Here is a 24,951-nt window from a genome sequence, read left to right on the forward strand (position 1 = left end):
CTATTACACTATTTATATTTTGTATGAACAGGTAATTTCTCTGGATTCATGGTTATATAAATCTCGTTAATTTTTTCATGACTAATGTAAAAACTAATGACACTATGAAACGTTCCATTCATGTAAAAGATGATTGCTGGTTGATAGTTGATATTTTCCATCTCGAAATAAAAGTCTTCTGGCGCTTTTTTTATGATTCCGTATAATAGAGCCAGAACATTAGTAGCGGATACAATTGGGCGTAGGGAAGCGGTGACTTTCCCACCACCATCGGAATATAGGGTGACATTATTTGAAATAAGTTCTAATAATGTTTCTGTATTTTCAATTTGGAATGCTACAATAAAGCTATCAATGATTGACTTATTTTTCTCATAGTTTAGACTTTCACCTTTTATAACGGACATCTTATGTTTAGCCCTACTAAAAATTTTCCTACAGTTATCTTCTTTTTTTTCTATGATATTAGCAATATCTGAGTATGAGAAATTCAACACTTCTCTTAAAAGGAGGACAACTCGCTCATCTGCTACTAAATGTTCCATCATACGGAGATAGGCAATACTCAAACCTTCTTTTTGAATTACCAATTCACTTGGATCTAAGTCATGTATCTTCTCTAGTAATAGAGGTGCTGGATTCCATGGACCCACATATTGTTCTCGCTTATACCGTGCAGACTTTAATAAATCAAGACAGAGGTTTGTCATTATTTTGCATAGATATGCTTTTTTATTTATTATTTTCTCTTCGTTTATTTGGAATGCTTTAAGAAATGTTTCTTGGATCATGTCTTCCGTTTCTGTTACGGAGCCTAACATTCGATATCCTAATGAAAATAACAATGGTTTATATAGTTGGTAGTCCTCTTTCGTAATATGCAAGGTTTTACCTCTTTTCATTTAAGATAATTTCCACTGCTGCTTTTTTTCCACTGCTTATTGCTCCATCCGCTAAAATAGTATGCGGTGATGCCCAGTCCCCGGCAATATATAATCCTGGAATTCCTGTTTTAGCACTTAATAACATACGTTCATCTCCCACTTGAGGCAAGCGCTGATTAACTATAATATTAGGAATAAAACGTTTTGAAATAACAAACTGTTGCCAGCCTGGCTGTAATTTATCTAGAAGTAATTCAAGCTCATTTTTTATAATGATTCCGTCTATGTGTTCATCTGGATGAAGGTATTTAAATACATGAAGAATGGCGTTCATTGGGTTATCTGAAAGACACGCGTAATTCGAATGCACGGAATAATAGAGCGAATTTGTGTTATCCATAGCGAAAAGTTGTTTTTGGTTAGGAAGCTGAGTTAAAGCAACATCTAATGTTGCTCCTCGAACAGGAATAATTTGAGATAAAAAATCCCTTTGAGGAAACTCTATTTTTTTACTAAGCATTTCATTTAGTTCATGAGGGCCAGTTGTACAAATAACATACTTAGCGAGAATTTCCTCGCCACCTGATAGAAATAATTTAATTCGGTCTTGATGGGAGGGTTCTATTTGTTTAACAAGCATATGTGGTTGAACTTGAACATCTGAAAGGATAGCTTTATGATGGAGTTGATCTATCATTGTCATCCATCCACCATCTAGGTAAAGTACACCTCCCATTGTATTTTTTATACAGGATAGCGTCACTTCTGCACTTGTTTTATCTGGAGCATGACAGTAGGTTGCCAGCCTACTAAGTGTAAATAGGGAGGACTTTATATTTCTAGATTGTGATACTTGATTAACCCATTGTTGAAATGTCTGCTCTGTTAAACTTTTAGGATCTATCCTCATCATTTTAAGCAGAACTCCTATCCACTCCAACCGTTCCTTTGTATTAAATAGACGAGTTGTAAGGACTCCAAATGGAGAAAATGGAGTAGCGTAATCGGTATCACTTCCCACTATTTTACCACTTAATTTAGGTGATTTACCACGTAGATTAATTCCTAACTCTTCGAGAATTAGCTTAGCTGTTCCATTCTTATAAAGTGCATGTGGACCAAGATTAAAATACTGTTGATTTACCTTTTTTGTTCTAGCCCTTCCACCAATACTTTTTCCTTTTTCCAATAGTGTAATAGATAAATTGGTTTTTGATAGATAATTGGCTGCCACATATCCTGCTAATCCTCCACCAACAATCACAACATCCCATTTTTGTGTCATAAGATAACCTCCTAATGATGTTCCTTCATAACTCAAGACGAGAAAGGTTGGTATTTGTGACATCAATGAGAAAAAAAGAAAATTTATTAATAAGTGAATATGATGTAATTATCGTGGATGATGCATATCGCTTAAATTGGAATATCAGGTTTTTATGGCAATCAAGGGAAATTCTAGCCAAAGAATTAATCAATGCCTCAAAATTTACCTCTTGAATTTTTGTAAGGAGCGCATTTATATTGAGATAAGATTATTACATTGTTATGTGCACTCACTTAATATAAATAAATAACAAATATAAAGGCATTTTGTAAATGCAAATTATCTATAAAGAAAGTATCAATCATTAGAACCAAATGTGTTAAAATTTCTAAGGACACTTAATCATCAAAAACTTACAGTTGTAGATAAAAAGTGAGTAAATATGGTAGTACAAAGAATTAAGAACATATTTGTTTTTTCATTTAGATGAGAAATTAAATTAGTGCCACATAATGAAAGGATTTGGGTTTAATTATGACAGAGAATTTTTGGCGTGACTTACCACGTCCATTTTTTATACTTGCACCAATGGAAGAAGTGACGGATGTTGTTTTTCGCCATGTTGTGAGTAAAGCGGCTAGACCAGATGTATTTTTTACGGAGTTTACGAACACTGAGAGTTATTGCCACCCAGAGGGGAAACAAAGTGTTCGAGGCCGTTTAACTTTTACGGAAGATGAACAACCAATGGTAGCTCATATATGGGGAGATAAGCCTGAGTTTTTCCGAGAAATGAGTATTGGAATGGCTGAACTTGGGTTTAAGGGGATTGATATTAACATGGGCTGCCCGGTTCCTAATGTGGCAACTAGAGGGAAAGGAAGCGGTCTGATTCTTCGCCCAGAAGTTGCTGCTGAATTAGTACAAGCTGCAAAGGCAGGTGGATTGCCTGTAAGTGTGAAGACAAGACTTGGTTACACGGAAATAGAAGAGTGGAAGGAATGGTTAAAACATATCTTGCAACAAGATATTGCGAATCTTTCTATTCATCTACGTACAAGAAAAGAAATGAGCCAAGTAGATGCTCATTGGGAGTTAATTCCTGAGATTAAGAAACTTCGTGATGAAGTGGCACCTGATACACTTTTGACAATCAATGGAGATATTCTTGATTACCAAGCCGGCATGAAGCTTGCTGAGCAATATGGTATTGATGGAGTTATGATTGGACGCGGTATCTTTAAAAATCCATTTGCTTTTGAAAAAGAACCTAGAGAGCATAGTAGTAAGGAACTGCTTGACCTTTTAAGATTGCATCTTGATCTTTATGATAAATATTCTAGTGAACTAGAAATTCGTCCATTTACGGCACTTCATCGCTTCTTTAAGATTTATGTTAAAGGGTTTAGTGGAGCAGGTGCTTTAAGAAATCAACTGATGAACACCAAGACAACAGATCAAGTGCGTGCATTGCTTGATACTTATGATGAGGACTTTGAGAGTGCAGTAGAATGATGTAAACAAAAAAATATACCGTATAAAAAGATGGTTGAGTTAGGAATTTAAGAACTCATTCATCTTTTTTTTCGTCAAAAATCGTCCATGATTATAAATACCCCTATAACTATTAGACATTAGGAATGAACAATTTAATCTTTCACTTAGTCTCTAACATTTGGGTTGGAAAGACAGGTGCTTTTTTAAAAGGTATAATAGAACAATATATTACTTTCAAAATAGGAAGAAAGGAGAACAAAAAATGAGTGATAAGAAGGAAGAAATCGATATTCCCATAAATCTCATAAAAGACTTTCGAACATTTTTAAGTTACATAGAAAATAATCCTGTTAAGCTAACTAAGACGCAAGAATTTTTAACTAGAAAGTCTTTGGTTGAAATATATGCACTAATGTCAGAGCCAAAGATAGAGATTCCAATTAAGAAAACACAGGAAGATTATCCTCTTTTACACTTATTCTATATTCTTTCTATTAAACTTCAATTAATAAAAAAGAATACAATGTCGAATGGGGTATATGCTTCTGTCAATCCTAAGCTACTAGAGGAATATTATCATTTATCGGCAACAGAGCAATATTTAGTCCTTCTACAATGTTTCTGGGAAAAAACAGATTGGTCTATTTTCAAAAGAAGGAATGGTGCTGATTCTCCTGAAAATACGGATTTTCTGTTTGAAGCCTTAGAGGAGTATGAAGCTAATACGGTCATTAATATGGAAACTAATACTCATTTAAAGACAATTCTATATCAATATGATCACTTCCTTTTCTATTTTAGTTACTTTGGAATGTGGAAGGTGGAACTGAATGAGAATAGGGAACGAAGTAGGGTAAACTTTATGGCTAAAACATTAGAGTTAACTCCTTTTTTTAAAAAAATAGAAGGTGCCTTGATTACAAATTGGATAGAACATCAAGATGAGAAATGGAGAAGGGATACTACTTTAGAGACCTTTTTAAGTATGATTGATGCTACTCAGTCGACTGCGAAGCCACCGGAAAATGTGGAAGAAGAAATAATTCCTTTAATGGATTTGCTAAAACCATATTTTCCTGAAATAGACATGGGAAATTCGTTTTTATCCAATCAGAAAAAGTTTGTCACTGGATTATTCACTTTGAAGGTTAGCCTGAGTAAAAGCTGCTCAAGAACTTTTCAAATTTCTAGTTCTCATACGTTACTTGACTTACATGAATTAATTCAAGAAAGTTTTGAATTTGATGACGATCATCTTTATTCCTTTTATATGGATGGAAAGAAATATAGCAAAGATTATTATAATAGTCCTAAAGATGCAATAGGACCGTTTGTGAATGAAATGCAAATTAGAAGCTTGCAATTAATGGAAGGACAACGATTTTTATATCTATTTGATTTTGGGGATGAATGGGAGTTTGATATAGAAGTACTTGCCATTTCAGAAGGAGAATCTATTCTAAAGCCTAAAGTATTAGATGTAAAAGGAACGGCACCTATGCAATATGGTGATTACTATAACTAAAACGGTTAAATTTAAAAGGCAGAATGAATAAATCTTATCTACAAAGGAATAGCTTAACTTTATTTTCTGTAAGAGGAGGCAGGCCAAATGAATTCCGAACAACTAAAAGAAAAAATAAGCAATCTAACCATTTGGAAGAAAGGCGACCAACGCGCCCCACACAAACCTCTATTAATATTATATGCACTAGGCCAACTTCAAACAAAAAATGAAAGATTCCTATCATATGAAGTTACAAGAGAGAAGTTAACAGATTTACTAAGAGAATTTGGCCCAATCCGAAAGTCTTATCATCCAGAAGAACCGTATGTTCGTTTGAAAAGGGATGGCATTTGGTTGCTAGATAAAGAAGTAAATGAAAAAAGTCCAAGTAATCGACAGTTATTGAATGATCAGGTGTCTGCTGGTTTTACTCCTGAAGTTTATGACTTATTGAATGGGAAGCCAAGACTCATTCAAGAAATTTCTCAGGCAATACTAGAAGAACATTTTCCTGATACTATTCATGAGGATATTTTAGATGCAGTTGGACTAGATTTTACTGTTTATACAAGAAAGGAAAGAGATCCGAAATTTAGAGATAAAATTCTTAGAGCATATGGTTACAGCTGTGCTATTTGTGGATTTAACGTTAGACTAGCACATACTTTAGTAGGTGTTGAGGCGGCTCATATTAAGTGGCATCAAGCTGGCGGACCGGATATAGAGGAGAATGGAATTGCTTTATGCTCCTTACATCATAAGTTATTTGATAGAGGTGTGTTTACTCTCACACCAGAGCGCACCATGATTGTTTCTCAGGAAGCCCATGGCACACATGGTTTTGATGAATGGTTAATGAGGTTCAATGGAGAGAAAGTTAGGGAGCCTATTCAAACTTACTATACTCCCAATCATACCTTTTTAAATTGGCATGTGAAGGAAGTGTTTCGTGGGCCTAGTTATAGGGTTAATTGAAGTGTCTTAGAAATGTTGATTCAGTGAAAAACATAGCTATCTATCCTATTTAAACGATTAGTGTTGAACAGAGTGACCTAAAGTTATGGCTATTTCGCTAAAACAACCTACAACCATTACAAAGTTAAATGAGGAAACATGAACCCTAACAAAATTATTCAAACACCTCATGAAACAAATAACAAATCTGATATTTCTTAAATACCTTTTTGACAATTCCATTAAAATATCCATTTACATTCTTCACTTTCTTCACTTTCTTCTTCCTAACCTTTGCTACTAAAAGCTTCAAGGACTCATTTGAAGCTTTTTCTAGTTCACAGGAAGGCAGTTTTAGCTGTTTCGAGTGAATATGGGAGATCCTGTATAGCTCCTCAGTTTGCTGCACAGGAAAGAAATAGTTAGCATAGTCTGCAAAATCTTTATGAACAAAATTCGATACAACTTTTATGTGATTCTTAGAATACGGTTCTTCTGTACGTATTTCTTTATCTTTTATTTTGGTAGTTTGAGAATTACTAGTTTTAGCATGGTTCAATTGTTGCTTGTTGGATGGTTCAAAGCGATTGAACACATAGACATTGCTTGATTTACTGCCATTTTTTCGTACTGCACTATGTATGCTTAATAAACCAAGTGACTGTGCCTTGGAAGTCATTCTCTTAAATGTAGAGCGAATAGATTGTGATCATGAGTTGCTTTCGTAATAGTAGCTATCTTGGCATTGCTAACACCAGGTACGCTTGCACAAAAAACGGATAGGCCTTTTTAATCCAATTATTTCTGACTTCGTAAATTTAGATTTTAGATCCACCATCCATTGCTCTATTTGATTATTAAAATCTTGAATATCTCTAAATTGTGATAAATGTTTAAACGAATGAATATTACTCTGCTGTATATCTAATCAACCTCCAAATTATTATTTGCAGGTATGTCCGCATGTGAAAGCATATAAAAACAAGCATACACATTTAAAACTTTTTCAAATGGTATACGTATTTTGCTTTTAATCATTTACTAGACATACTGAAAGATTTGATTGCTGCAGCGTTCAGACCATTTCATATAAATTTATTAGTTTTCTTTACTGATAACTAGTTGTTTTGAAAAATAACATGATATAAGCATTTTTTTACAAAGAAGAAGCCACTAAAAAAGATTAGTGGTTTTTTGTCATACTTTTAGATAAAAGCTGATCATCTTTCTAAACAAGGTGCGAATAGATAGAAACAGTAAGGTATGTACAAGTATCATATTATGTTGGAAAAATGGAAGAATCCAAGCAAAATAATGAATATGAAGAAGAAGCCGCTAGAAGTTTAAAGAAAATAGAAAAAGAATTTAGATCCTTTTTACCATACGATTTCCAATTCGTTTGTTTATAATGACATATATACATAAAAAGGAAGTGAGCGAGTTGAATCATAAACTGCAGTTAAAAACACTGGCTTTGAAGAAAGTTGCTTAAATAGTAGACTCTTTACCAAATGAATCTAAAGTTAGATACCATGTGGCAATCAATGAGTTTGCAGATTTATATCTGGAGGATGAGCTTGTTCTTCAAGAACTTTATTATGCGTATAAGCAGGAGCTATCTTCTTACGACATTCAAAGTACAAAAGGAAAAGTAATTCAATACAGAAGAGTAGAAGGGGATCATGGAATTCAGTTTGAAAAAAAATACTTCCGACTACAGGAAGAGCCTTTCTTCCGCCTTGTTATGTTCTCCATTGAAATTATGCGAGAAATGTTACCACTAGGAACGGTTGTGGAACTAAATCCACGTTACTTTCTTCCAGAACAGTCTACTTCTTCTCCGACCAAAGTGGTTATCACCGAGCGTTTTATTGTCCCAACAGGTTATCAAACGTATTTTCCATATGGTGGGGTGATTTACCCTGTAGGAGAGCTCAAGAAAGATGCGACTATTTATTTTACCGAGCCGCTGATTACGAATGTGGTCCATACTGGGTATAGAGATGAAATGGAAGAAGCGTTTGAGTTGCTGATCAAGGAAGATTTACTAGTAAAAGAGAATAGAAGATCCATCGAATTTTCCACAGAAGACATGAAAGGACTTCAATCAGAAATGGAAGCAAAGGAAAGGGCTGGTGAAAGATAATGGCACTCTATACATCTAGCTTTTCTTATGGAATGGTCTCCGATATTGTCTTCTCTCTGGAGGATGTCAAACACGAAATAAAGAAAAATTTTGACCAAATGGACTTGGAAAATGCTTCTGTACAAGAAGAAATGAGTGAAAAAGTAGAAAGTATGATCTCGGAGATTAATCAACTCATTTCCAGCATTCAATCGGTTCATTTTAGATAAAAAAGGTAGAGAGGAGATTACAATTGGGAACAACAAACATAAAGATGGATGTTCACGATTTACAAGCCACTTTACAAAAGCTAGAATCCAGTATGGATGAGTTTAGGAGTTATACAGACAACTTTCGAAGCGGCACAAGAGATCAGCTAAAGAGCTTTAATTCTGACTTTATCGAAAAAGTAGATGCGGTTCTAGAAAATATGAATGACGATATTAATAGTGATTTACTAAAAAATTTAGAGGATATTCATAGAGCGGGCAAAAAGATACTGGATGAAATGAAAAAGGCAGACGAAGAAGTGGGAGAGATGATTCGGAGTGGTCAGTCATGAAGAGAGATATACAAATAAACTATGGCGTTCTGGATCAGATTATCGAACAGCTACATACATACAAGAATGCTCTACATCAGATGGATGATTCCCTAAAGACTATCGCTGTGTATGTTGAGAATAATGAAGGAAAGAGTCTCGATGCATGGGATGATCGTATGCAGAAGTCAAAGAAGCATATTAAAAGCTATGAAAATCAGATAGATGATCTTCTAAATTTATTTGAGAACTATGTGAGTGATTCTACTACTTATATTAGCCCCCTTTCTAGAAACAGTATGATGCGAGTAAATCGGAATGATATATGGTGGAATCTTTCGCAGATGGAATCAGGAGTAAATAATCATCTATATCGTGTAACAATGGAAACAAATAAGTCCCCGAGCTTTTTATTCAGTATGTTTGACGATGTGACGCCAGAAGAAAAGGAAAGAAGTAGGTATAATAAACAACAGATTGAAGGCATACGAGGGGATCTGAAATCAAGTAAGAGAATACTAGAGAAGAGTATGGAAGACTTATGGGATCTTTATGATTCGAAAGTAAAGAAGTTTGAAAACGTAGATGATGACTATGCCAGTAAAGCTAATGCCGTCAAAAAGTCCTATACAAGTTTCTTAGAAGGAATTGGAGATGTAGTTTCGGGAACCGCTGAAGGAGCTTGGAACTTCGTAAAAGGGCTGGGGGTAGCCATCTATGAAATAGCAGAAGGGCTTGTCAGCCTCGTGGTAGATGCAGGAATCATTGCCACATCAGGCATCATTCCAGACTCCGTGGAACCGGCATTTCTAAAGAATGCTTCTACTACCAGAATAGAAACCTTTAACGAAACGCTCGAACAGATTATAGATGATCCCATCCTCGTCCTGGAATCCGTAGCTCAATCCATATCAGACACGGCAGAAAAAGATGGGATTATGTATGTAGCTGGAGGGGCAGCAACTTCTCTGATTCCGTATGTAGGGCAGACGAAATATCTTAAACTATTAAAAGTAGATAAAGACAGCCCTATTAAATCAAATAGAGTATCCCCTTCCATTGCGATAAAAACAAAAGAACTTGTTCAAAACAACAAAGTATTTGAAGGAATCAAGAGAGAAACGGTACAATGGTATAGAGACGTAAAATATAGTGGAAACAAGTTGGTTCAAGATGTGAATCACTTTATTGGAAGAACGTTATTCCCTAACCAAAACCTTCAAGTGAGCATGGCTAATCAAGTTCCGATTAATGTGTTTAGTAGGTCGGTGGTGGAGGATCGGATTGATTCGGTTGTTTATCGGTTTGATGGGAAGGCATCTGGGGATGGTAGTAAGGGTACGGGTAATGTAAGGCATTTGGACGATGTAGCTAGAATAAATGCAATAGAAGTGAGATTTAAAAGAAATATAAAACACGATCCTGAAGAATTTGCGAGACAATTAAAAGACCAAGAAAAAGGAATGAATGAGTTAACAGTTGACGAATATTTGAGAAATAGAGAGAAGTATATTGCTGAAGGTAGAGCTATTGAAGGAAATGCTGCTCAAAAAATGGCTAGACAAGAAGCACTTAAAGATAAAATTACTGAACTACGAAAGCAAGGACTTTCAAGAGCTGATGCGACTAAGCAGGCTTCAGAGTGGATGGATACACAAGCTGCGCTTCACAATCCAGATCAAATTGCCGGAGGAAGGGCAGACAATATTGGTGGTTTAGGAGATAAAAGAGTTAATTCTTCCTTGGGATCACAATGGAAATATAGAATTGATATTGTTGATGAGCAAATTAGGGAAATGGCAAAGAATATGTCACCTGAAGAAATAAAGAATACTTATTTGAATGTAAAGTTGACCCAATAAATAAAGGGGGCGTTTTAATTGGATACCTTTGAGAACTTTTTAAAACATAATTCAGTTGATGAAAGAACTATCTTAAAGTATAAAGATAAACTTCCTGGAGAACTGATAGAAGTATGGGATAAATATGGTTTTGGAACATTATTAAACGGTTTTTTAAAATTGATTAACCCAGATGAGTATTTGGATATTTTGGAAAGGTGTTATAAAAGGTACGAGCAAGCAATTCCTATTTTTACGACCTCGATGGGTGATATTATAGTGTGGGAAAAAGATAAATATGTTAACTTGTTGAACTTTAGGAAAGGAATCGTTCACGTTGTTTCATCTGGCTTTGATTTCTTTCTTGATGATTTAAAGGATAATGATTTTATGAATGATGAATTTATGTGGGAACCATATCCTGAAGCTTATAGTAAATATGGTAGACCTGATTATGACGAATGTTTCGGATACACTCCCTTACTAGGTCTAGGTGGATCTGAAAAAGTGGAAAATCTAAAAAAGGTAAAAATAAGAGAACATATTCTTATAATTACAGAATTTATGGGGCCGGTTGAATAGAGTTAATTTCAAGACAAGCACTTGATCGCATTTAGGTATCAAGTGCTTTTTTGTATGTAATATGATTAGTTGAGCGCAATAAATAATACCTGCTTGAAATAAAGACCCCATGATGGCTATACCATCATGGAGTACGGTTGTGATACTAACTATTAAAAAGGTGCGAGAACCGAACGAGATGATATTTTATAAGGCTGGGATACTTATGATACTGCAAAGAACTTAAACTAATGAGAATGACAAGGCTCGTGGCGATTAACAAAAAGTAACCCAAAAGGATGCATTAAAAAACAGATTAAATAAAAATAAGTTGTAATTTCTTGGAGACAACCGTATAATATTCGCTAAAAAGCGTTACATAAATTGTAATTTCCGTAACGGGAGGGTCAAAGTTGAATGTTGTTGGGTATATACGAGTTTCAACACAAGGACAAGCCAAAGATGGATATAGCTTGAGATATCAAGAAGATGAAATTAAAGCATAGTGTGAAGGAAATGACTTAAACTTGATACATATTTTTAGAGATGAAGGAATTAGTGGAGCAAAACTAAATGAAGAAGCATTGGAAATAGACAGGGTGGAAAGAGAATTAAAAGAGTTAATGAGCTTTAGACTCCATGCTAGGCATTGACCTCGTTACAGCTTCCGCATTCCAACAAATTAGCGCGATTCGCGGGCATAGCGCCTGTGTAAATTAAAGGCATGAAGTAGATATAATAAGCAACAGATTGAAGGCATACTTGGACGTCTAATACATTCTTGATTTAACAAAGATATTATGCTTCGGAATAAAGTGAGAATGTTGCTCATATTTTTTGTTTTTCTTGAAAGATAATAGAAAACCTTGAAGATGCATAGATGACAAATTTCCTGTAAACTAACAGTAAAATTGAAAAGATGTAGGAGTGAGACTTCCACATGCAATATGATGCAAAGAATTCTGAGGAATATTTAGAATTGCTTGAAGACGATTGGCGGAAAGAGAAACTGCTCGTAATCCGAAAAATGATAGTTGATTATGCACCCGAAATGGAAGAGGAGATTCGCTATAAGATGTTGAATTATGGAAAAGATGATAACTATGTCTTCGCATTAAACGCGCAAAAGCATTATGTGAGTCTCTATGTGGGAACAATTGATAAAGTGAAAAATGCAGAAGCCCTATTAGCGGGCTATAATTATGGAAAAGGCTGTATTCGCGTCAAAAAATCTTTAAAAATGGAAGATACGGGATTGGAACAATTTATCCAAAAAACCGTTGATATGTGGTGTGCTGGTGAAGATACAGCTTGTTAATATTGAATGAATAAATAAGAAATTTACCAAGCGATTATGGAATGATGATAGGTCTTGCAGATTTACATGTGAGATTATCACACATATCATTAAAGAATTTATGTAAATAAAATAAAGTATTTATTAAAAGAAAGTAACCCACTCTGAAGTGTGAGTTACTTTTTTTTGCACGGATTAAATTAGCCGCCATTTTTGCGGATATCTAGAGAAGGTATATTTATTGTATGACAGCAATTTTGGCTTCAACTAAACTTATAAATTCTGTCTCGAAAAGTCTCAGCTTTTCTGCTCCTTTGCCATATATTTTTACGAAAACTAACGATAGGTCTTTAAGCTTATTTTTATTTACAAAAGTTAAAGAATAAATAAAATATGACAACGTTTCCAATCCAGAACTGGTCAATAAATCTAACAACTATCAATATAGTGATAAGCTCTTTATTACTGGAATGTAGCAAATAGGACCATGTCAGAAAATCTAACACGTTGCTTGCTAAATAGTTTGGTAGCTGCGTAAACTAGAGGTAGATAAATTGTTTGAATAATCGAACTTTTCTAGGGGGCTGCCAGTTATGTTAAAGCGAAAGTTAATTTTGATTGGAAATGGAATGGCCGGAATTAGAACGATAGAAGAAATATTGAAACTTGATCCTGATCAATTTGACATTACTGTGTTTGGAACTGAACCATATCCAAATTATAACCGGATTCAATTATCAAAGGTTTTGCAAGGGGATACAACTGTTGCAGATATTACTTTGAATGATTGGAATTGGTATGAAAATAATAATATTCGCTTATACCCAGGAGAAAGTGTCATTAATATAGATACAAAAAAGCAGATTGTCTTTACAGATAAAGAACGAGCGGAACACTATGATAAGTTAATTATTGCGACAGGATCTCATCCATTTATGCTGCCTTTACCTGGTTCAGATAAACAAGGTGTGACGGCATTTCGTGATATCAAAGATTGTGAAACAATGGTGCAATACTCACAAAAGTATAAGAAAGCAGCGGTTATCGGTGGAGGTCTATTAGGACTGGAAGCAGCTCGTGGGTTGCTTAATCTTGGTATGAAGGTAGATGTCATTCATATTCATGACTATATTATGGAACGGCAATTAGACCGAGAGGCAAGCAAACTATTACAAAAAGAGTTGGAAAATCAAGGAATGAATTTTTTATTAAATAAACAGACCTCTGAAATTCTTGGGAAAAAGAATGTAACAGGATTACGTTTTAAAAACGGGGAAAAGGTGGAAGCAGACTTAGTAGTGATGGCTGTCGGAATAAGACCTAATGTGGAATTAGCTAAGAAATCTGGCATTCCTGTAAATCGGGGTATTGTTGTAAATGATTATATGGAAACGGAAACCCCTAATGTATTCGCAGTTGGTGAATGTGCAGAGCACAGGGGAATGACTTATGGATTGGTTGCTCCACTGTATCAACAAGGAGAAGTATTAGCTAAACATATTTGTAGTATACACAGTGAGGGTTATACTGGGTCTGTTCTCTCCACTCAATTAAAAGTGTCTGGTGTCGATGTTTTCTCGACAGGAAAAATTGTGGAGGATGAAAATACCAAGGCGATTAAAATGTTAGATGATTGGAATGGGATCTATAAAAAGATCATGATAGAGCAAGGGAAAATAACGGGAGCAGTCCTATTTGGAAATACCAAGGAAGGTAATAGATTACTAAACTTAATTAAGAATGGTGCGAATATAGAGGAATATACGGAATCTAATCAAACAGAAGAGTCTGGAACTAGCTTAGTAGCCCAAATGTCTGATGATGAAGTGGTATGTGGATGTAATGGGGTCACGAAAGGAACGATTGTATCTGCTATTAAAGGGAAGGAACTTACAACCGTTGAACAAGTGAAAGGATGTACCAATGCATCACGTTCATGTGGTACATGTAAGTCTATGGTTGCAGATCTATTGGAATTCACACTTGGTGATAAATATAGTGAGGATCAAAAGGAATCCATTTGTGCTTGTACGACTTTAACAAGAGATGAAGTGGTTGCTGAAATAAAGGAAAAGCACCTTACCCATACAAGAGAAGTAATGAATGTATTGGGCTGGAGTAACGAGGAAGGCTGCTCTAAATGCAGACCAGCATTAAATTATTATTTAGGCATGCTTTATCCAACGGAATATCAGGACGAAAGGGAATCTCGTTTTGTTAATGAAAGATTGCATGCGAATATTCAAAATAACGGAACATTTAGTGTAATTCCAAGAATGTATGGTGGTGTTACAAATGCCGATGACCTTAGAAAGATTGCAGATGTGGCAGATAAATATAAGGTGAAAATGATTAAATTAACGGGTGGACAACGTATTAATTTGCTCGGTGTTAATAAACAAGACTTACCAAGTGTTTGGGCAGAACTTGGTATGCCATCAGGGCATGGCTATGCGAAGGGACTACGTACGGTAAAAACTTGTGTTGGTGCAGACTTTTGTCGTTTTGGTACACAGGACTCAGTAGGAATGGGGATTGAATTAGAGAAGAAATTCGAAGGGTTAAATGGACCACATAAAATGAAAATGGCTGTATCCGCTTGCCCAAGAAACTGTGCGGAAAGTGGTATTAAGGATGTTGGTGTTGTTGGTTTAGATGGAGTTTGGGAATTGTATGTGGGAGGCAATGCAGGTACAGATCTTAGGGAAGGTGACTTGCTTGTAAAAGTTAAAACAAAAGAAGAGGTACTGGAGTGGACTAGTGCTTTCTTACAGTACTATAGAGAAACAGCGGTTTACTTAGAAAGAACGTCTGTCTGGGTTGATCGTGTTGGTTTAGATCATGTGAAGGAAGTACTGGAGGATAAGGGTACTCGTGAAGAGTTAAATAAACGAATGGATATAACGTTAGAAACAGTTCAAGAACCATGGAGTGAAACACTTAAGGATGAAAGCTTAGTAAAAGAACTATATGAAACAGTTCATGTTCCAGTAACTTCTAAATGATAGGTAGGGGGAGTAATGGTGGAAAATACAATAAGAAGAGTATTAATTGGAAAATATTCAGAGCTACCAGAACGTCTAGGGAAAACGGCACTCATTGGAAAAGAAGAAATTGCCTTATTTAAGCTAGCAAATGGGGATGTTCGTGCAATAGAGAATCGATGCCCACATAAAGGCGGGGTACTTGCCGAGGGAATGGTTAGCGGAGACCATGTTTTTTGTCCGATGCATGATTGGAAGATTAATGTATGTGACGGTCAGGTTCAAGATCCAGATTCTGGTTGTGTCAAAACATATAAAGTGGAAGTAGAAGAGAACCTTGTATACATTATCATGTGATTGTCCAAAAGGAGGTATACCATGTCATTTGTAAGAACAGATCAAGTAGTGCAGAGCATGATTGAGGCTGGTGAGGCAAAAGCAAAATTATCTGTTAAAGACATGTTAATTAGAGGGGGGCTTGCAGGGGCCCTTCTTGGGTTTGGTACAACATTGGCATTCACTGCTGAAATCCAAACAGGTTGGGGGATTTTTGGAGCACTATTATTTCCGGCTTGTTTTGTATTAGTTATACTACTAGGTCTTGAATTGGTAACCGGAAATTTTGCCCTTATCCCGTTAGCAGTTTTAGAAAAAAGGGTTTCGTTTTCTCAAATGCTTTCCAACTGGTTTTGGGTTATTGTTGGTCATTTAATAGGAGCAGGATTGTATGCTTTTCTATATGTTATCGCCATAACACAACTTGGCCATGTCACAGACAATGCGATTGCGACGAAAATTATGGCAGTTGCAGAAGCAAAAACGCTTATGTATGCAAATCTAGGCAGTGATGGTTTGATCGTGGTCTTTGTTAAAGCCATACTATGTAATTGGATGGTCACATTAGGAGCCGTAATGGCAATGACATCCACAAACACAATGGGAAAAATAGTCGCTATGTGGTTACCGATCTTAATCTTCTTTGCACAAGGATTTGAACATGCTGTCGTCAATATGTTTGTAATTCCTGCAGGGATGATGTTAGGTGCAGATATTACTTTAGCAGATTGGTGGCTATGGAATCAGCTCCCAGTGCTATTTGGAAATCTAGCAAGTGGTGTGGTGTTTACAGGTCTAGCATTATACTATACTCATCATAAGGTGAAAAAGAAAAATAGGACGGTTGTGTCAAAGAAGGAAGAGTATATTGCTGAAACATAACATGGGGCTTTTCAAAGGGGAGAAGGAAGATGGGGAAGGTATATATAGTTGGAGCGGGCCCTGGTGATCCCGACTTACTTACCATTAAAGGGTTGAAATGTATACAGCAGGCCGATGTGATTGTCTATGATCGTTTAGTGAATAAAGAATTGTTACGGGAAGCAAAAGCGGGCACAGAATTTATCTATTGTGGAAAACAGCCTAAATTTCACACAATGCCACAAGAAATGATCAATCAACTATTGGTGCAACATGCTCTCTTAGGTAAAGTGGTTACTAGACTTAAAGGGGGAGACCCTTTTGTGTTTGGCAGAGGGGCAGAAGAGATAGAGGAATTGGTAAGAAACAATATATCTTATGAAGTCGTACCAGGTATAACTGCTGGGGTTGCAGCTCCAGCTTATGCAGGAATTCCCATCACACACCGGGAACTTGGGAATTCATTCGCAATCATTACGGGCCATTGCAAATCAGGAGAACCACCAGATATTAAGTGGGAAAGTCTTGTCCATGGGGTGGATACATTAGCCATCTATATGGGAGTCGGAAATTTACCCTATATATGTGATCAATTTGTGAAACATGGAAAGCGAGCGGATACGCCTGTCGCCATTATTCAAGAAGGTACAACACAGCAACAAAAAACAATAGTAGGTACCATTGAAACGATTGTACGTATTGCACAAGAGACCAAGATAAAGAATCCCGCTATGATTGTGGTTGGAGAAGTTGTAAGCTTCAAACATAGAATAGAACAAATACAAGAAGCGAACCAAAAAGTCACCATGGAACAATTTCAAGAAGCGAACTAAATGGAGTGTGTTAATGATGCAAGCAGTTCTTTATGTTTGTCATGGAACGAGAAAGAAATCGGGTGCACAGGAAGCAATTAATTTTGTGCAAAGGACGATGGAACTTGTGGATGTCCCCGTTCAAAAGTACTGTTTTTTAGAGCTAGTGAGTCCCTCTATAATAGAGGGGATTGATCAATGTATACAAATGGGAGCTACAAAAATTGCAGTTGTTCCCATCTTACTTCTAACAGCAGTCCACGCCAAAAAAGATATTCCCGACGTTTTGGAACAAGCAAAAAAAATATACGAAAACATAGAATTCCAATATGGAAAACCACTAGGTGTACAAGAAAAGTTAGTGGATATTTTAGTAGAAAGAATAGCAGAACAAACTCAGGCTAGAAAGGAAACGGAAGTCCTTCTTGTTGGGCGGGGAAGTAGTGATTTGGATGCAGTAAATGATACACAAAAAATCGCGGAGTTACTAGAACAGAGATTACATGTATCTTCTGTTAGTAAATGCTTTTTGACGGCAGCTACCCCAAAGTTTGAAACATTACTTTCAGAAAAAGTAGCATCTGGTTCCAAGCATATTGTCATACTTCCTTACTTATTGTTTACAGGACTATTAATGAATGGCATGGAAAAAGCTGTTCAGCTCCTACACGTACATCCTAATCAAGAAGTAGTTCTTTGTCATCATCTTGGGAATCATCATCATGTTTGTGAGCTATTACGAGCTAGAGTGCTAGAAACGATAGAAAGCGGGAGAGTTATAGCTTCATAGTTAATCTAATAGTCGTTGTCCTTCCCCCTCCACTTAACGAATTTTTGTATTATTCAATCACTTTCTGAAAATCTGTGATAGAATAGGAAAAAACGTTGCAATTTCGAAGAAGGGGGTGTACGAATAATGGGATTAGAGAGTAAGAAGATTGGTGTGGCGGCAACTCGTCAAGCAGATGCCATTGCCACACTTATTCAAAAAAATGGAGGTATTCCATCTCTTTTTTCTATACAAGGTGACCAGCAATTAAATGATGATATTTGTGAACAAAATATTAGGGAGCTTCTATATAGCAACCCTTTTGATATCGTGCTACTAACCACTGGCATTGGTATTGAGACACTTGAAAAAACAGCTATAAGCATGAATCTTCATGAGGAATTTATAGAGAAACTGAGAAATACTAGTTTAGCAGTTCGTGGTCAAAAGACACTCAATTGGATCAAAAAACATTCCTTGTCTGTGAAATATGTTTCGGAAGATGGCACAATGGAAAATCTACTAATGAATATAGCAAGCGAAGGAGAAAGATCTGGACAAAGAGTATTTTTACAAGCGTATAATCTAGATGATGAAGTATTAAAATTTAAGCTAGAAGAGCAAGGATATGATGTCTATCTATCCAAACCGTATTCTTTTATCGCTCCGTCGCCCTTAACAGTAGAAAATCTCCAAAAAGAAATTTCCAAAAGAACACTAGATGCAGTCGTTTTCACAAGCAAAACACAAGTTCAAAACCTTTTTAACGATTCCACACATACAGAAGAAATGATTCGTGGCTTTAATGAAGAAGTTTTAGCAGTAGCGGTTGGAAAAGTAACCGCTAGTGAGCTTGAGGAAAAAGGGATCAACAACCTATTTCAACCAACCGTTCAGAAAATGGGTGCGATGATTGTGGAACTTCGGGAATATCTTAAATGATGTTCTGGGCAATTCTCTCCGCCCCCAAATCATCAAACGAAGAAAGCTAGGATCCAGACGGGATCCTAGCTTTCTTCGTTTATTTATTACTCTATCGGTTTCTTTAATTCACTTTCATCTACAATTAAATTCTTGTATTCTTTTCCGTTAATTCTTACTGAGTTTGCTTCGATAAAAAAGTAATCCTTGTTATTAACTTGAAAATAAAAATTGGTTGTAGAAGATAGTTCTTCTATTTCTTTCCATTCCTTATCAACACTCTTGATGGTTATTTTTCCAAATCCTCTAGGGAAATAACTAGATTCCGTTAGCAAAAAGTTATCTTCTTCAGCAAAATCATTCAGTCTATAATTTTCATATTCTGGCTCCTGGTAAATATAATAGCTGAGTACTTGTTGGAAATGGGTAGTGATTTTAATGAAATCCTCCTCATGTACACTAATTAGTTTAAGTATCACACTTTCCTTCCAATAATTAATATCTAAGTCAATAATAGTATAGTACTCGATGGCAGAGAAGAAATCTTTTAATTCATTTGATGCATCTATACTGATTGACACTGTTATTCCTCCAGTTCCTTCCTATAATTTTTAATAAAATTATAGGGCTTATGGAAGATTTCTGCAAAGAAGCACCTCGCTATAAAAACTTCAAGGTTTCATATGAGTCTTGGGGGGCAGTACAGAGCGGAGCAACGAAGCGGCACGGTGCTCGCCCTGTAGAACAAAAAGTCAACTTATTTAACAATGTATTACCTATGCTAAAATATACTACACACCCAACTATTTATCTAAATAAATCAAGTGCAATAACCTAGCTAACCAAACACAATTGTCTACGAAGGTTTGAAGAATTATATTCTAGTGAAATTGGACCTTGTAGTAATATACTAGATGTATGAATAATGAGATTCAAATGAGAATGATTTTCAACTAAGCTGATCTAATGTATAATCTTCTTAGGCGTTGTGGGATTATAAGCATGTTCAGATTTGAACAAGAATGAAGGAGTTTGATTACATGGAAAATAAACATAATCAAGATGAAAATAATAATATTGAAGTGTGGGAAGATCTTGTACAAATAAAAGATTTAGTTATTGCGATAGTGATTTGTGGTATAACTACTATGGGTGCCTATTTTATAGCGCCAAATGAACCGCCAAAGCCATTGTTTTTCGGACTCTCAGGAGCAATAATTGGTTTTATCATTTGTAGCATTATTATTAAACCAAAAAGAAACTTTGAGAAAACAGGAGAAAAATAATGGATATTGTACTAATTATACAGATGATAGGAGCAGCTGTATTAGCAGCTGTGTTATATACAATCATCGGAGTAGCGCCAGGAACAGATGAAACGGCTGTATTAGCACCGGTGACATTAGCGATTGTTTTGGCAGGAGTGGAGCCAATTGTGGTTCTAACCTTTTTCATGTCTGCCATTGTGTCCAATAAAGTAACGGATTCCATTCCCGTTGCACTTGCGGGGATTCCAGGCGGTGTCATGGCGACCCCGATGGTGGAGCATGCCCTTGTACTAAAGAAACATGGCATGCCAGAAATAAGTATTCGAAAAATGGCATCTGGCTCTGTTATCGGAACACTAGTGGCAGTTCCTGTTAGCTTACTGATGGCACAAGCACTTATTCCATTTGCGGATGTTATTAAAGAATATGCAGATCCACTCTTTTTCGTGGGTGCTGTTTTACTTGCGCTTATGACGAAAAATAAGATTTTAGCACTTGTAGCAATTCTTCCTTTTGCATTATTAATTGAAGGATTACGCTATTTATATTGGGGAATTGGTGTTGTACCAGAGGGGACAAATGTCTTCATTTCCTTTTTCTTAGGAATTACGATTGGCCCAGTTATTCTAACGTTATTCGATCTATTACATAAAGAAAAACGAGAAAATATGCCGAGATATCCGAAGAAAACGATTCGTTTTGCAGAAACGAATACAGTGAAAGGATTCCCGAATCCGTTTAAATTATTAACTAAGCAGGAAGCAGGATCAAGTATGCTTGCCAGTTTCATAGGCTCTATTACGTTTATCATGAGCCCTGTTGGGATGACCATTTTCCTTGGAGAAGTATTTTCTAGTAGAGTGAAGGATCCGGTGAAAAAAGCATCTGTTGCGATTGCTTCTATGGAAGGGTTAACGAATGCTACATACATTTCTGGAACATTAATTCCACTTATTGCACTGGGTATTCCATTGTCTCCAATGGCCATTGGTCCTGCTAATGCACTATTTAATGCACCACCAGTATTTACACCAGAACATAACTTGCATCATATACTATCAAATGCAGACTTTGTCTGGGCAACGCTTATTGGTGCAACCATTGCCCTTGTATTCACCTATTTTATTGCGGTAAGATATGCCAACAAAATCTGTGCCTTTGTCTTTCGTTGGGTTCCCCATGAAGCAATTCTAGGATTATTTTTTGGGCTTGTGATATTATTGGCTTTTATGGATGCTGGCTTTATCAATGTGATTGGGGTACTAGTAATTGGATTATTTGCTGGTATGCTTCATCGCTTGGGCGTAAATTATGGCGTTCAATTTATGATTCTATATTCAGCACCTTGGATTATTTCTTGGTTTTAAAAATAAATAAAAAAGTTCTACTGGATGTTCCTCGCTTGGAACATCCAATATTTCTGTGAAAGTGGGGATAGTTATGCTTGAAACTCCACAAAAAATTGCGGTAGGAAGAGCACATAGTAAATTAATTTTAATTGGAGAGCATTCCGTTGTTTACGGACAACCGGCGATTGCTTTTCCTTTTAAACAAACGGAAGTAAAGGTAATTGTAGGTGAGATGGAAGGAAATATAATAGAATTGGAAAGTCCCTTCTATGTAGGACCATTACATCAAATCCCCGAGAAGATGGAGGGCATTGGTGATTGTATTATTCAAACACTAAAAGTTCTACAGCAACCTTCTTCCGGCTTAAATATCCAAATAACTTCCACAATACCCATTGGACGGGGCTTAGGTTCAAGTGCTGCGATTGCAATTGCCCTTGTTCGCGGTCTTTTTGCTTATTTTCATCAGAAACTAAGCAATAGTCAGTTGATGACATTGGTGGAGCGTGCCGAAAAATTTGCACATGGAACGCCAAGTGGGATCGATATGGTAACAGCATCTAGTGCTAATCCAATTTGGTTTCAAAAACAGCAAGAAGTTGAAAACGTCGAAATAGGTGCACCTTTTCATTTAGTTGTCGCAGATAGTGGTAGAATTGGTGATACATATGCAGCAGTTAAATCCATTCGAGACAAGTATGAAGTACAACCAGAGCTTATCGAGAAATCGATCACTCAGTTAGGTAAGTTGACAAAAGAAGTAAGGGTTTCGCTTGCAGAGGGAGACTTTCATACAGTTGGCAGCCAGTTAAACCAAGCACAACAACTTCTTTCTTTGTTAGGTGTTAGTGATGAAGTATTAGATCACTTAGTAGAAGTTGCTGTATCCGCAGGAGCGGTTGCAGCGAAATTAACAGGTGGCGGCCGTGGTGGTTGTATTATTGCTCTTGTAGAAACAGAGAAGCTAGGTGAAAAAGTAGCAGAGGCATTAATACAAGCTGGTGCTGCTCAAACATGGCAGTACACGATAGAGAAATGCTAATAGTATAGGAGGAGTGTGGTGAATGGAAGCGATCGCTCGAGCGCACACGAATATTGCACTAATAAAATACTGGGGAAAACGGGATTCTAAGTTGTTTTTACCGATGAATAGTAGTTTATCCATTACATTGGATCATTTCTATACAGAAACAAAGGTACAGTTTTCGGACCAGTTTGAAAAGGATACATTAATTTTAGATGGAGAAAAAGTATCGGATAGTGAAGCGGCTAAAATAACAGCATTTCTTCAGCATGTACGAAACCTGTCAGGTAAAGAAGTGTTTGCAGAAGTAACGTCTGTTAATCATGTACCAACAGCGGCTGGTTTTGCTTCTTCTGCTTCTGGATATGCAGCATTGGCTGCTGCTGCAAGTAAAGCATTACAGTTAGATTTAACAGAGAGAGAGCTTTCTATGTTAGCTCGACAAGGCTCTGGTTCTGCTTCTCGTTCAGTTTATGGAGGATTTGTGGAATGGCAAAAAGGGAATAACCCAGATGGAACGGACTCTTATGCTAAGCATATTTTAGACGAAAATGCATGGGATCTTAGTGTTCTTTCGGTAGTGGTGGAAGCTGGTCCGAAATCAATTTCTAGCCGAGAGGGAATGGAACGAACAGTGAAGACTTCTCCTTTCTACGAGGGTTGGTTGGCAACACTAGAAGAAGATTTAAAGCAGATCAAGGAAGCTATTGCAGCTCGTGATTTTACGAAATTAGGGACTATTGCCGAAGCGAATGCCATGAAAATGCATGCTACATCGCTTGGAGCAAAGCCACCTGTTTTATATTGGCAAAGCGCCACACTTGATGTTATGCAGAAGGTGACGGAATTGCGCCAGCAAGGCTTAGAAGCATATTTCACCATTGATGCTGGTCCGAATGTAAAAGTGCTGTGTGAACGGAATCAGGAAGAAAGCATTAAAGATAAGTTAGCCGCCATCCCTTCTGTCCGTGATGTGATTGTCTGTCACCCAGGCCCAGGTATTCAATATTTGACAGAATGGAATGGAAAGTAGAAACCACCCGAGGGATAAAGGAAGTGAAGCCTGTATGCATGAAATCAAAGTTCCAGGGAAGCTTTTTATCGCAGGTGAATATGCTGTACTAGAACCAGGGTATCCAGCGATTGTTGTTGCAGTGAACAGGTATCTTACAGCAAAAATAGCCATTGCTGAAGTACAAACTTTATCATTACCACAACTAGGTCTTCCCGACGTTTCTTGTCGTTTTGAACAGGGAAAAGTGATCATAGAAGATACAGATGCTAGACTAGATTTTATTAAAAATACCTTTGAAGTGGTACATAACTATTTACTAGAAAAGTCGGTGAAAACCCAACCCTTCAGTTTTACCATCAGCAGTGAATTAGATGATGATGCTTCTGGTAGAAAATATGGATTAGGTTCCAGTGCGGCAGTAGTGGTTGCAGTCGTATCTTCCATACTAAAGCTGTATGGAGAGCAGTTGACGGTCACAAAGAAGCTTATTTATAAACTAGCCTCGATCGCGCACTTCCAAACACAGGGTAGTGGCTCTTGTGCAGATGTAGCTGCCTCCACATATGGTGGGTATATTCACTATACCGCTTTTGAAGCGAGCTGGTTAAAAGAGAAGCTAAAAGGTAATAAGTCTGTTTTGGAGTTAGTAGAACAGAATTGGCCATATTTAAAGATAGAAGAGTTAGAAGCGCCAACAGAACTAGTGCTTGCAGTGGGATGGACAGGTAGTTCTGCTAAAACAGCTTCTCTGATTAAAAAGATAGAGCCACTGAAACACGAAAATCCCACTATTTATGAAGAGTTTCTTCGTCGTACTCGTGATGCTGTGTCTTCCATGGTAGAAGGCTTTCAGCATAACGATATAGAGAAGATAAAGGCAAGTGTATCCGCTAATCGCTCTGCACTACTGGACTTAAGTATAGAAACAGGTGGAGTCATTGAAACTGTTTCACTCGAGAAAATGATCAACATTGCCAAGCGCTATGGTGCGGGAAAATCTTCTGGAGCTGGTGGCGGTGATTGTGGAATTGCTTTTACAAGCAAAGAGAAGAAGGAACTGTTACATAAAGAATGGCGTGATGTGGACGTTATTCCTTTAGAAATCAAGCCCTCGGAGTAAACGTTAAGGAGATAGGAG

General features: G+C 36.7%; 25 protein-coding genes and 1 pseudogene. 22 read left to right on the forward strand and 4 right to left on the reverse strand.

The window, feature by feature from the left end:
* Positions 1–8: 8 nt before the first annotated feature.
* Together F9279_RS14365 and F9279_RS14370 are read right to left on the reverse strand one after the other, a co-directional pair.
* Positions 9–902: an RNA polymerase sigma-70 factor gene (locus F9279_RS14365; protein ID WP_319020764.1), complete on the reverse strand. Its 894-nt coding sequence runs from the start codon at positions 900–902 to the stop codon at positions 9–11.
* Entirely contained in the window at positions 889–2,169 is a 1,281-nt protein-coding gene (locus tag F9279_RS14370) for a phytoene desaturase family protein (RefSeq protein WP_152114196.1), read from the reverse strand. Before F9279_RS14370 ends, F9279_RS14365 begins: the two co-directional genes overlap by 14 nt.
* A gap of 65 nt (positions 2,170–2,234) precedes the next feature.
* On the opposite strand from F9279_RS14370, the gene F9279_RS25225 reads away from it, so the two are divergent.
* The 4 genes from F9279_RS25225 to F9279_RS14385 all read left to right on the forward strand — a co-directional run bounded on the left by F9279_RS25225 (position 2,235) and on the right by F9279_RS14385 (position 6,130).
* Complete coding sequence (locus tag F9279_RS25225) at positions 2,235–2,384, forward strand: hypothetical protein (protein WP_193224581.1); 150 nt, start codon at positions 2,235–2,237, stop codon at positions 2,382–2,384.
* A 301-nt stretch (positions 2,385–2,685) separates the two neighbouring features.
* Entirely contained in the window at positions 2,686–3,666 is a 981-nt protein-coding gene (locus tag F9279_RS14375; protein WP_193224582.1) for a tRNA dihydrouridine synthase, read from the forward strand.
* A 244-nt stretch (positions 3,667–3,910) separates the two neighbouring features.
* Positions 3,911–5,173 carry a plasmid pRiA4b ORF-3 family protein gene (locus F9279_RS14380; RefSeq protein WP_152114200.1) on the forward strand — a complete coding sequence of 421 codons (1,263 nt, stop codon included), beginning with the start codon at positions 3,911–3,913 and terminating at the stop codon, positions 5,171–5,173.
* An 87-nt stretch (positions 5,174–5,260) separates the two neighbouring features.
* Entirely contained in the window at positions 5,261–6,130 is an 870-nt protein-coding gene (locus F9279_RS14385) for a phosphorothioated DNA-binding restriction endonuclease (RefSeq protein ID WP_152114202.1), read from the forward strand.
* A gap of 154 nt (positions 6,131–6,284) precedes the next feature.
* Here the strand turns inward: F9279_RS14385 and F9279_RS14390 are convergent, their stop codons facing one another.
* Complete coding sequence (locus F9279_RS14390; protein ID WP_152114204.1) at positions 6,285–6,788, reverse strand: hypothetical protein; 504 nt, start codon at positions 6,786–6,788, stop codon at positions 6,285–6,287.
* An 855-nt stretch (positions 6,789–7,643) separates the two neighbouring features.
* On the opposite strand from F9279_RS14390, the gene F9279_RS14395 reads away from it, so the two are divergent.
* The 13 genes and pseudogenes from F9279_RS14395 to F9279_RS14455 all read left to right on the forward strand — a co-directional run bounded on the left by F9279_RS14395 (position 7,644) and on the right by F9279_RS14455 (position 19,178).
* Complete coding sequence (locus tag F9279_RS14395) at positions 7,644–8,255, forward strand: DUF4176 domain-containing protein (protein WP_152114205.1); 612 nt, start codon at positions 7,644–7,646, stop codon at positions 8,253–8,255.
* On the forward strand, positions 8,255–8,464 hold the full coding sequence (locus F9279_RS14400) for a hypothetical protein (RefSeq protein ID WP_152114207.1): 210 nt from the start codon (positions 8,255–8,257) through the stop codon (positions 8,462–8,464). Before F9279_RS14395 ends, F9279_RS14400 begins: the two co-directional genes overlap by 1 nt.
* 23 nt (positions 8,465–8,487) lie before the next feature.
* Positions 8,488–8,796, forward strand: a complete 309-nt coding sequence (locus F9279_RS14405) for a hypothetical protein (protein WP_152114209.1) — start codon at positions 8,488–8,490, stop codon at positions 8,794–8,796.
* A gap of 1,370 nt (positions 8,797–10,166) precedes the next feature.
* The gene (locus tag F9279_RS26070; RefSeq protein ID WP_319020768.1) at positions 10,167–10,637 is read left to right on the forward strand and encodes a polymorphic toxin type 15 domain-containing protein; all 471 of its coding nucleotides are present in this window, start codon (positions 10,167–10,169) and stop codon (positions 10,635–10,637) included.
* 18 nt (positions 10,638–10,655) lie between these two features.
* A complete protein-coding gene (locus tag F9279_RS14415) occupies positions 10,656–11,198 on the forward strand; it encodes a T6SS immunity protein Tdi1 domain-containing protein (RefSeq protein ID WP_152114211.1) in 543 nt (180 codons plus the stop codon).
* A 392-nt stretch (positions 11,199–11,590) separates the two neighbouring features.
* Positions 11,591–11,776 (forward strand): annotated as a pseudogene (locus tag F9279_RS14420) (recombinase family protein); the annotation flags it as partial.
* 341 nt (positions 11,777–12,117) lie between these two features.
* Positions 12,118–12,495: an iron chaperone gene (locus tag F9279_RS14425; protein ID WP_152114212.1), complete on the forward strand. Its 378-nt coding sequence runs from the start codon at positions 12,118–12,120 to the stop codon at positions 12,493–12,495.
* Between the two features lie 572 nt (positions 12,496–13,067).
* Complete coding sequence (nirB, locus tag F9279_RS14430; RefSeq protein WP_152114214.1) at positions 13,068–15,479, forward strand: nitrite reductase large subunit NirB; 2,412 nt, start codon at positions 13,068–13,070, stop codon at positions 15,477–15,479.
* Positions 15,480–15,494: 15 nt separating this feature from the next.
* Complete coding sequence (gene nirD, locus F9279_RS14435) at positions 15,495–15,815, forward strand: nitrite reductase small subunit NirD (RefSeq protein ID WP_152114216.1); 321 nt, start codon at positions 15,495–15,497, stop codon at positions 15,813–15,815.
* 21 nt (positions 15,816–15,836) lie between these two features.
* Positions 15,837–16,676: a formate/nitrite transporter family protein gene (locus F9279_RS14440; protein ID WP_152114218.1), complete on the forward strand. Its 840-nt coding sequence runs from the start codon at positions 15,837–15,839 to the stop codon at positions 16,674–16,676.
* Between the two features lie 29 nt (positions 16,677–16,705).
* Positions 16,706–17,488 carry a uroporphyrinogen-III C-methyltransferase gene (gene cobA, locus F9279_RS14445; RefSeq protein ID WP_152114220.1) on the forward strand — a complete coding sequence of 261 codons (783 nt, stop codon included), beginning with the start codon at positions 16,706–16,708 and terminating at the stop codon, positions 17,486–17,488.
* A gap of 13 nt (positions 17,489–17,501) precedes the next feature.
* Positions 17,502–18,257 carry a sirohydrochlorin chelatase gene (locus F9279_RS14450; protein ID WP_152114222.1) on the forward strand — a complete coding sequence of 252 codons (756 nt, stop codon included), beginning with the start codon at positions 17,502–17,504 and terminating at the stop codon, positions 18,255–18,257.
* A gap of 126 nt (positions 18,258–18,383) precedes the next feature.
* Positions 18,384–19,178, forward strand: coding sequence for a uroporphyrinogen-III synthase (locus F9279_RS14455; RefSeq protein ID WP_319020765.1), 795 nt, complete (start codon positions 18,384–18,386; stop codon positions 19,176–19,178).
* A gap of 86 nt (positions 19,179–19,264) precedes the next feature.
* Here F9279_RS14455 and F9279_RS14460 read toward each other — a convergent pair whose 3' ends face one another.
* Positions 19,265–19,738: a hypothetical protein gene (locus F9279_RS14460; protein WP_152114226.1), complete on the reverse strand. Its 474-nt coding sequence runs from the start codon at positions 19,736–19,738 to the stop codon at positions 19,265–19,267.
* A gap of 459 nt (positions 19,739–20,197) precedes the next feature.
* On the opposite strand from F9279_RS14460, the gene F9279_RS14465 reads away from it, so the two are divergent.
* From F9279_RS14465 to F9279_RS14485, 5 genes are all read left to right on the forward strand, one after another.
* On the forward strand, positions 20,198–20,443 hold the full coding sequence (locus F9279_RS14465) for a hypothetical protein (protein WP_152114228.1): 246 nt from the start codon (positions 20,198–20,200) through the stop codon (positions 20,441–20,443).
* Positions 20,443–21,792, forward strand: a complete 1,350-nt coding sequence (locus F9279_RS14470) for a tripartite tricarboxylate transporter permease (RefSeq protein WP_152114230.1) — start codon at positions 20,443–20,445, stop codon at positions 21,790–21,792. The genes F9279_RS14465 and F9279_RS14470 overlap by 1 nt, the downstream gene beginning before the upstream one ends.
* A gap of 73 nt (positions 21,793–21,865) precedes the next feature.
* Complete coding sequence (gene mvk, locus F9279_RS14475; protein ID WP_152114232.1) at positions 21,866–22,816, forward strand: mevalonate kinase; 951 nt, start codon at positions 21,866–21,868, stop codon at positions 22,814–22,816.
* Positions 22,817–22,838: 22 nt separating this feature from the next.
* Entirely contained in the window at positions 22,839–23,831 is a 993-nt protein-coding gene (mvaD, locus tag F9279_RS14480) for a diphosphomevalonate decarboxylase (protein ID WP_152114234.1), read from the forward strand.
* Positions 23,832–23,865: 34 nt separating this feature from the next.
* Positions 23,866–24,933, forward strand: a complete 1,068-nt coding sequence (locus F9279_RS14485) for a phosphomevalonate kinase (RefSeq protein ID WP_193224583.1) — start codon at positions 23,866–23,868, stop codon at positions 24,931–24,933.
* Positions 24,934–24,951: the final 18 nt, after the last annotated feature.

This window comes from Bacillus sp. B1-b2 (genome assembly GCF_009183415.1).
GTDB lineage: Bacteria > Bacillota > Bacilli > Bacillales > Cytobacillaceae > Niallia.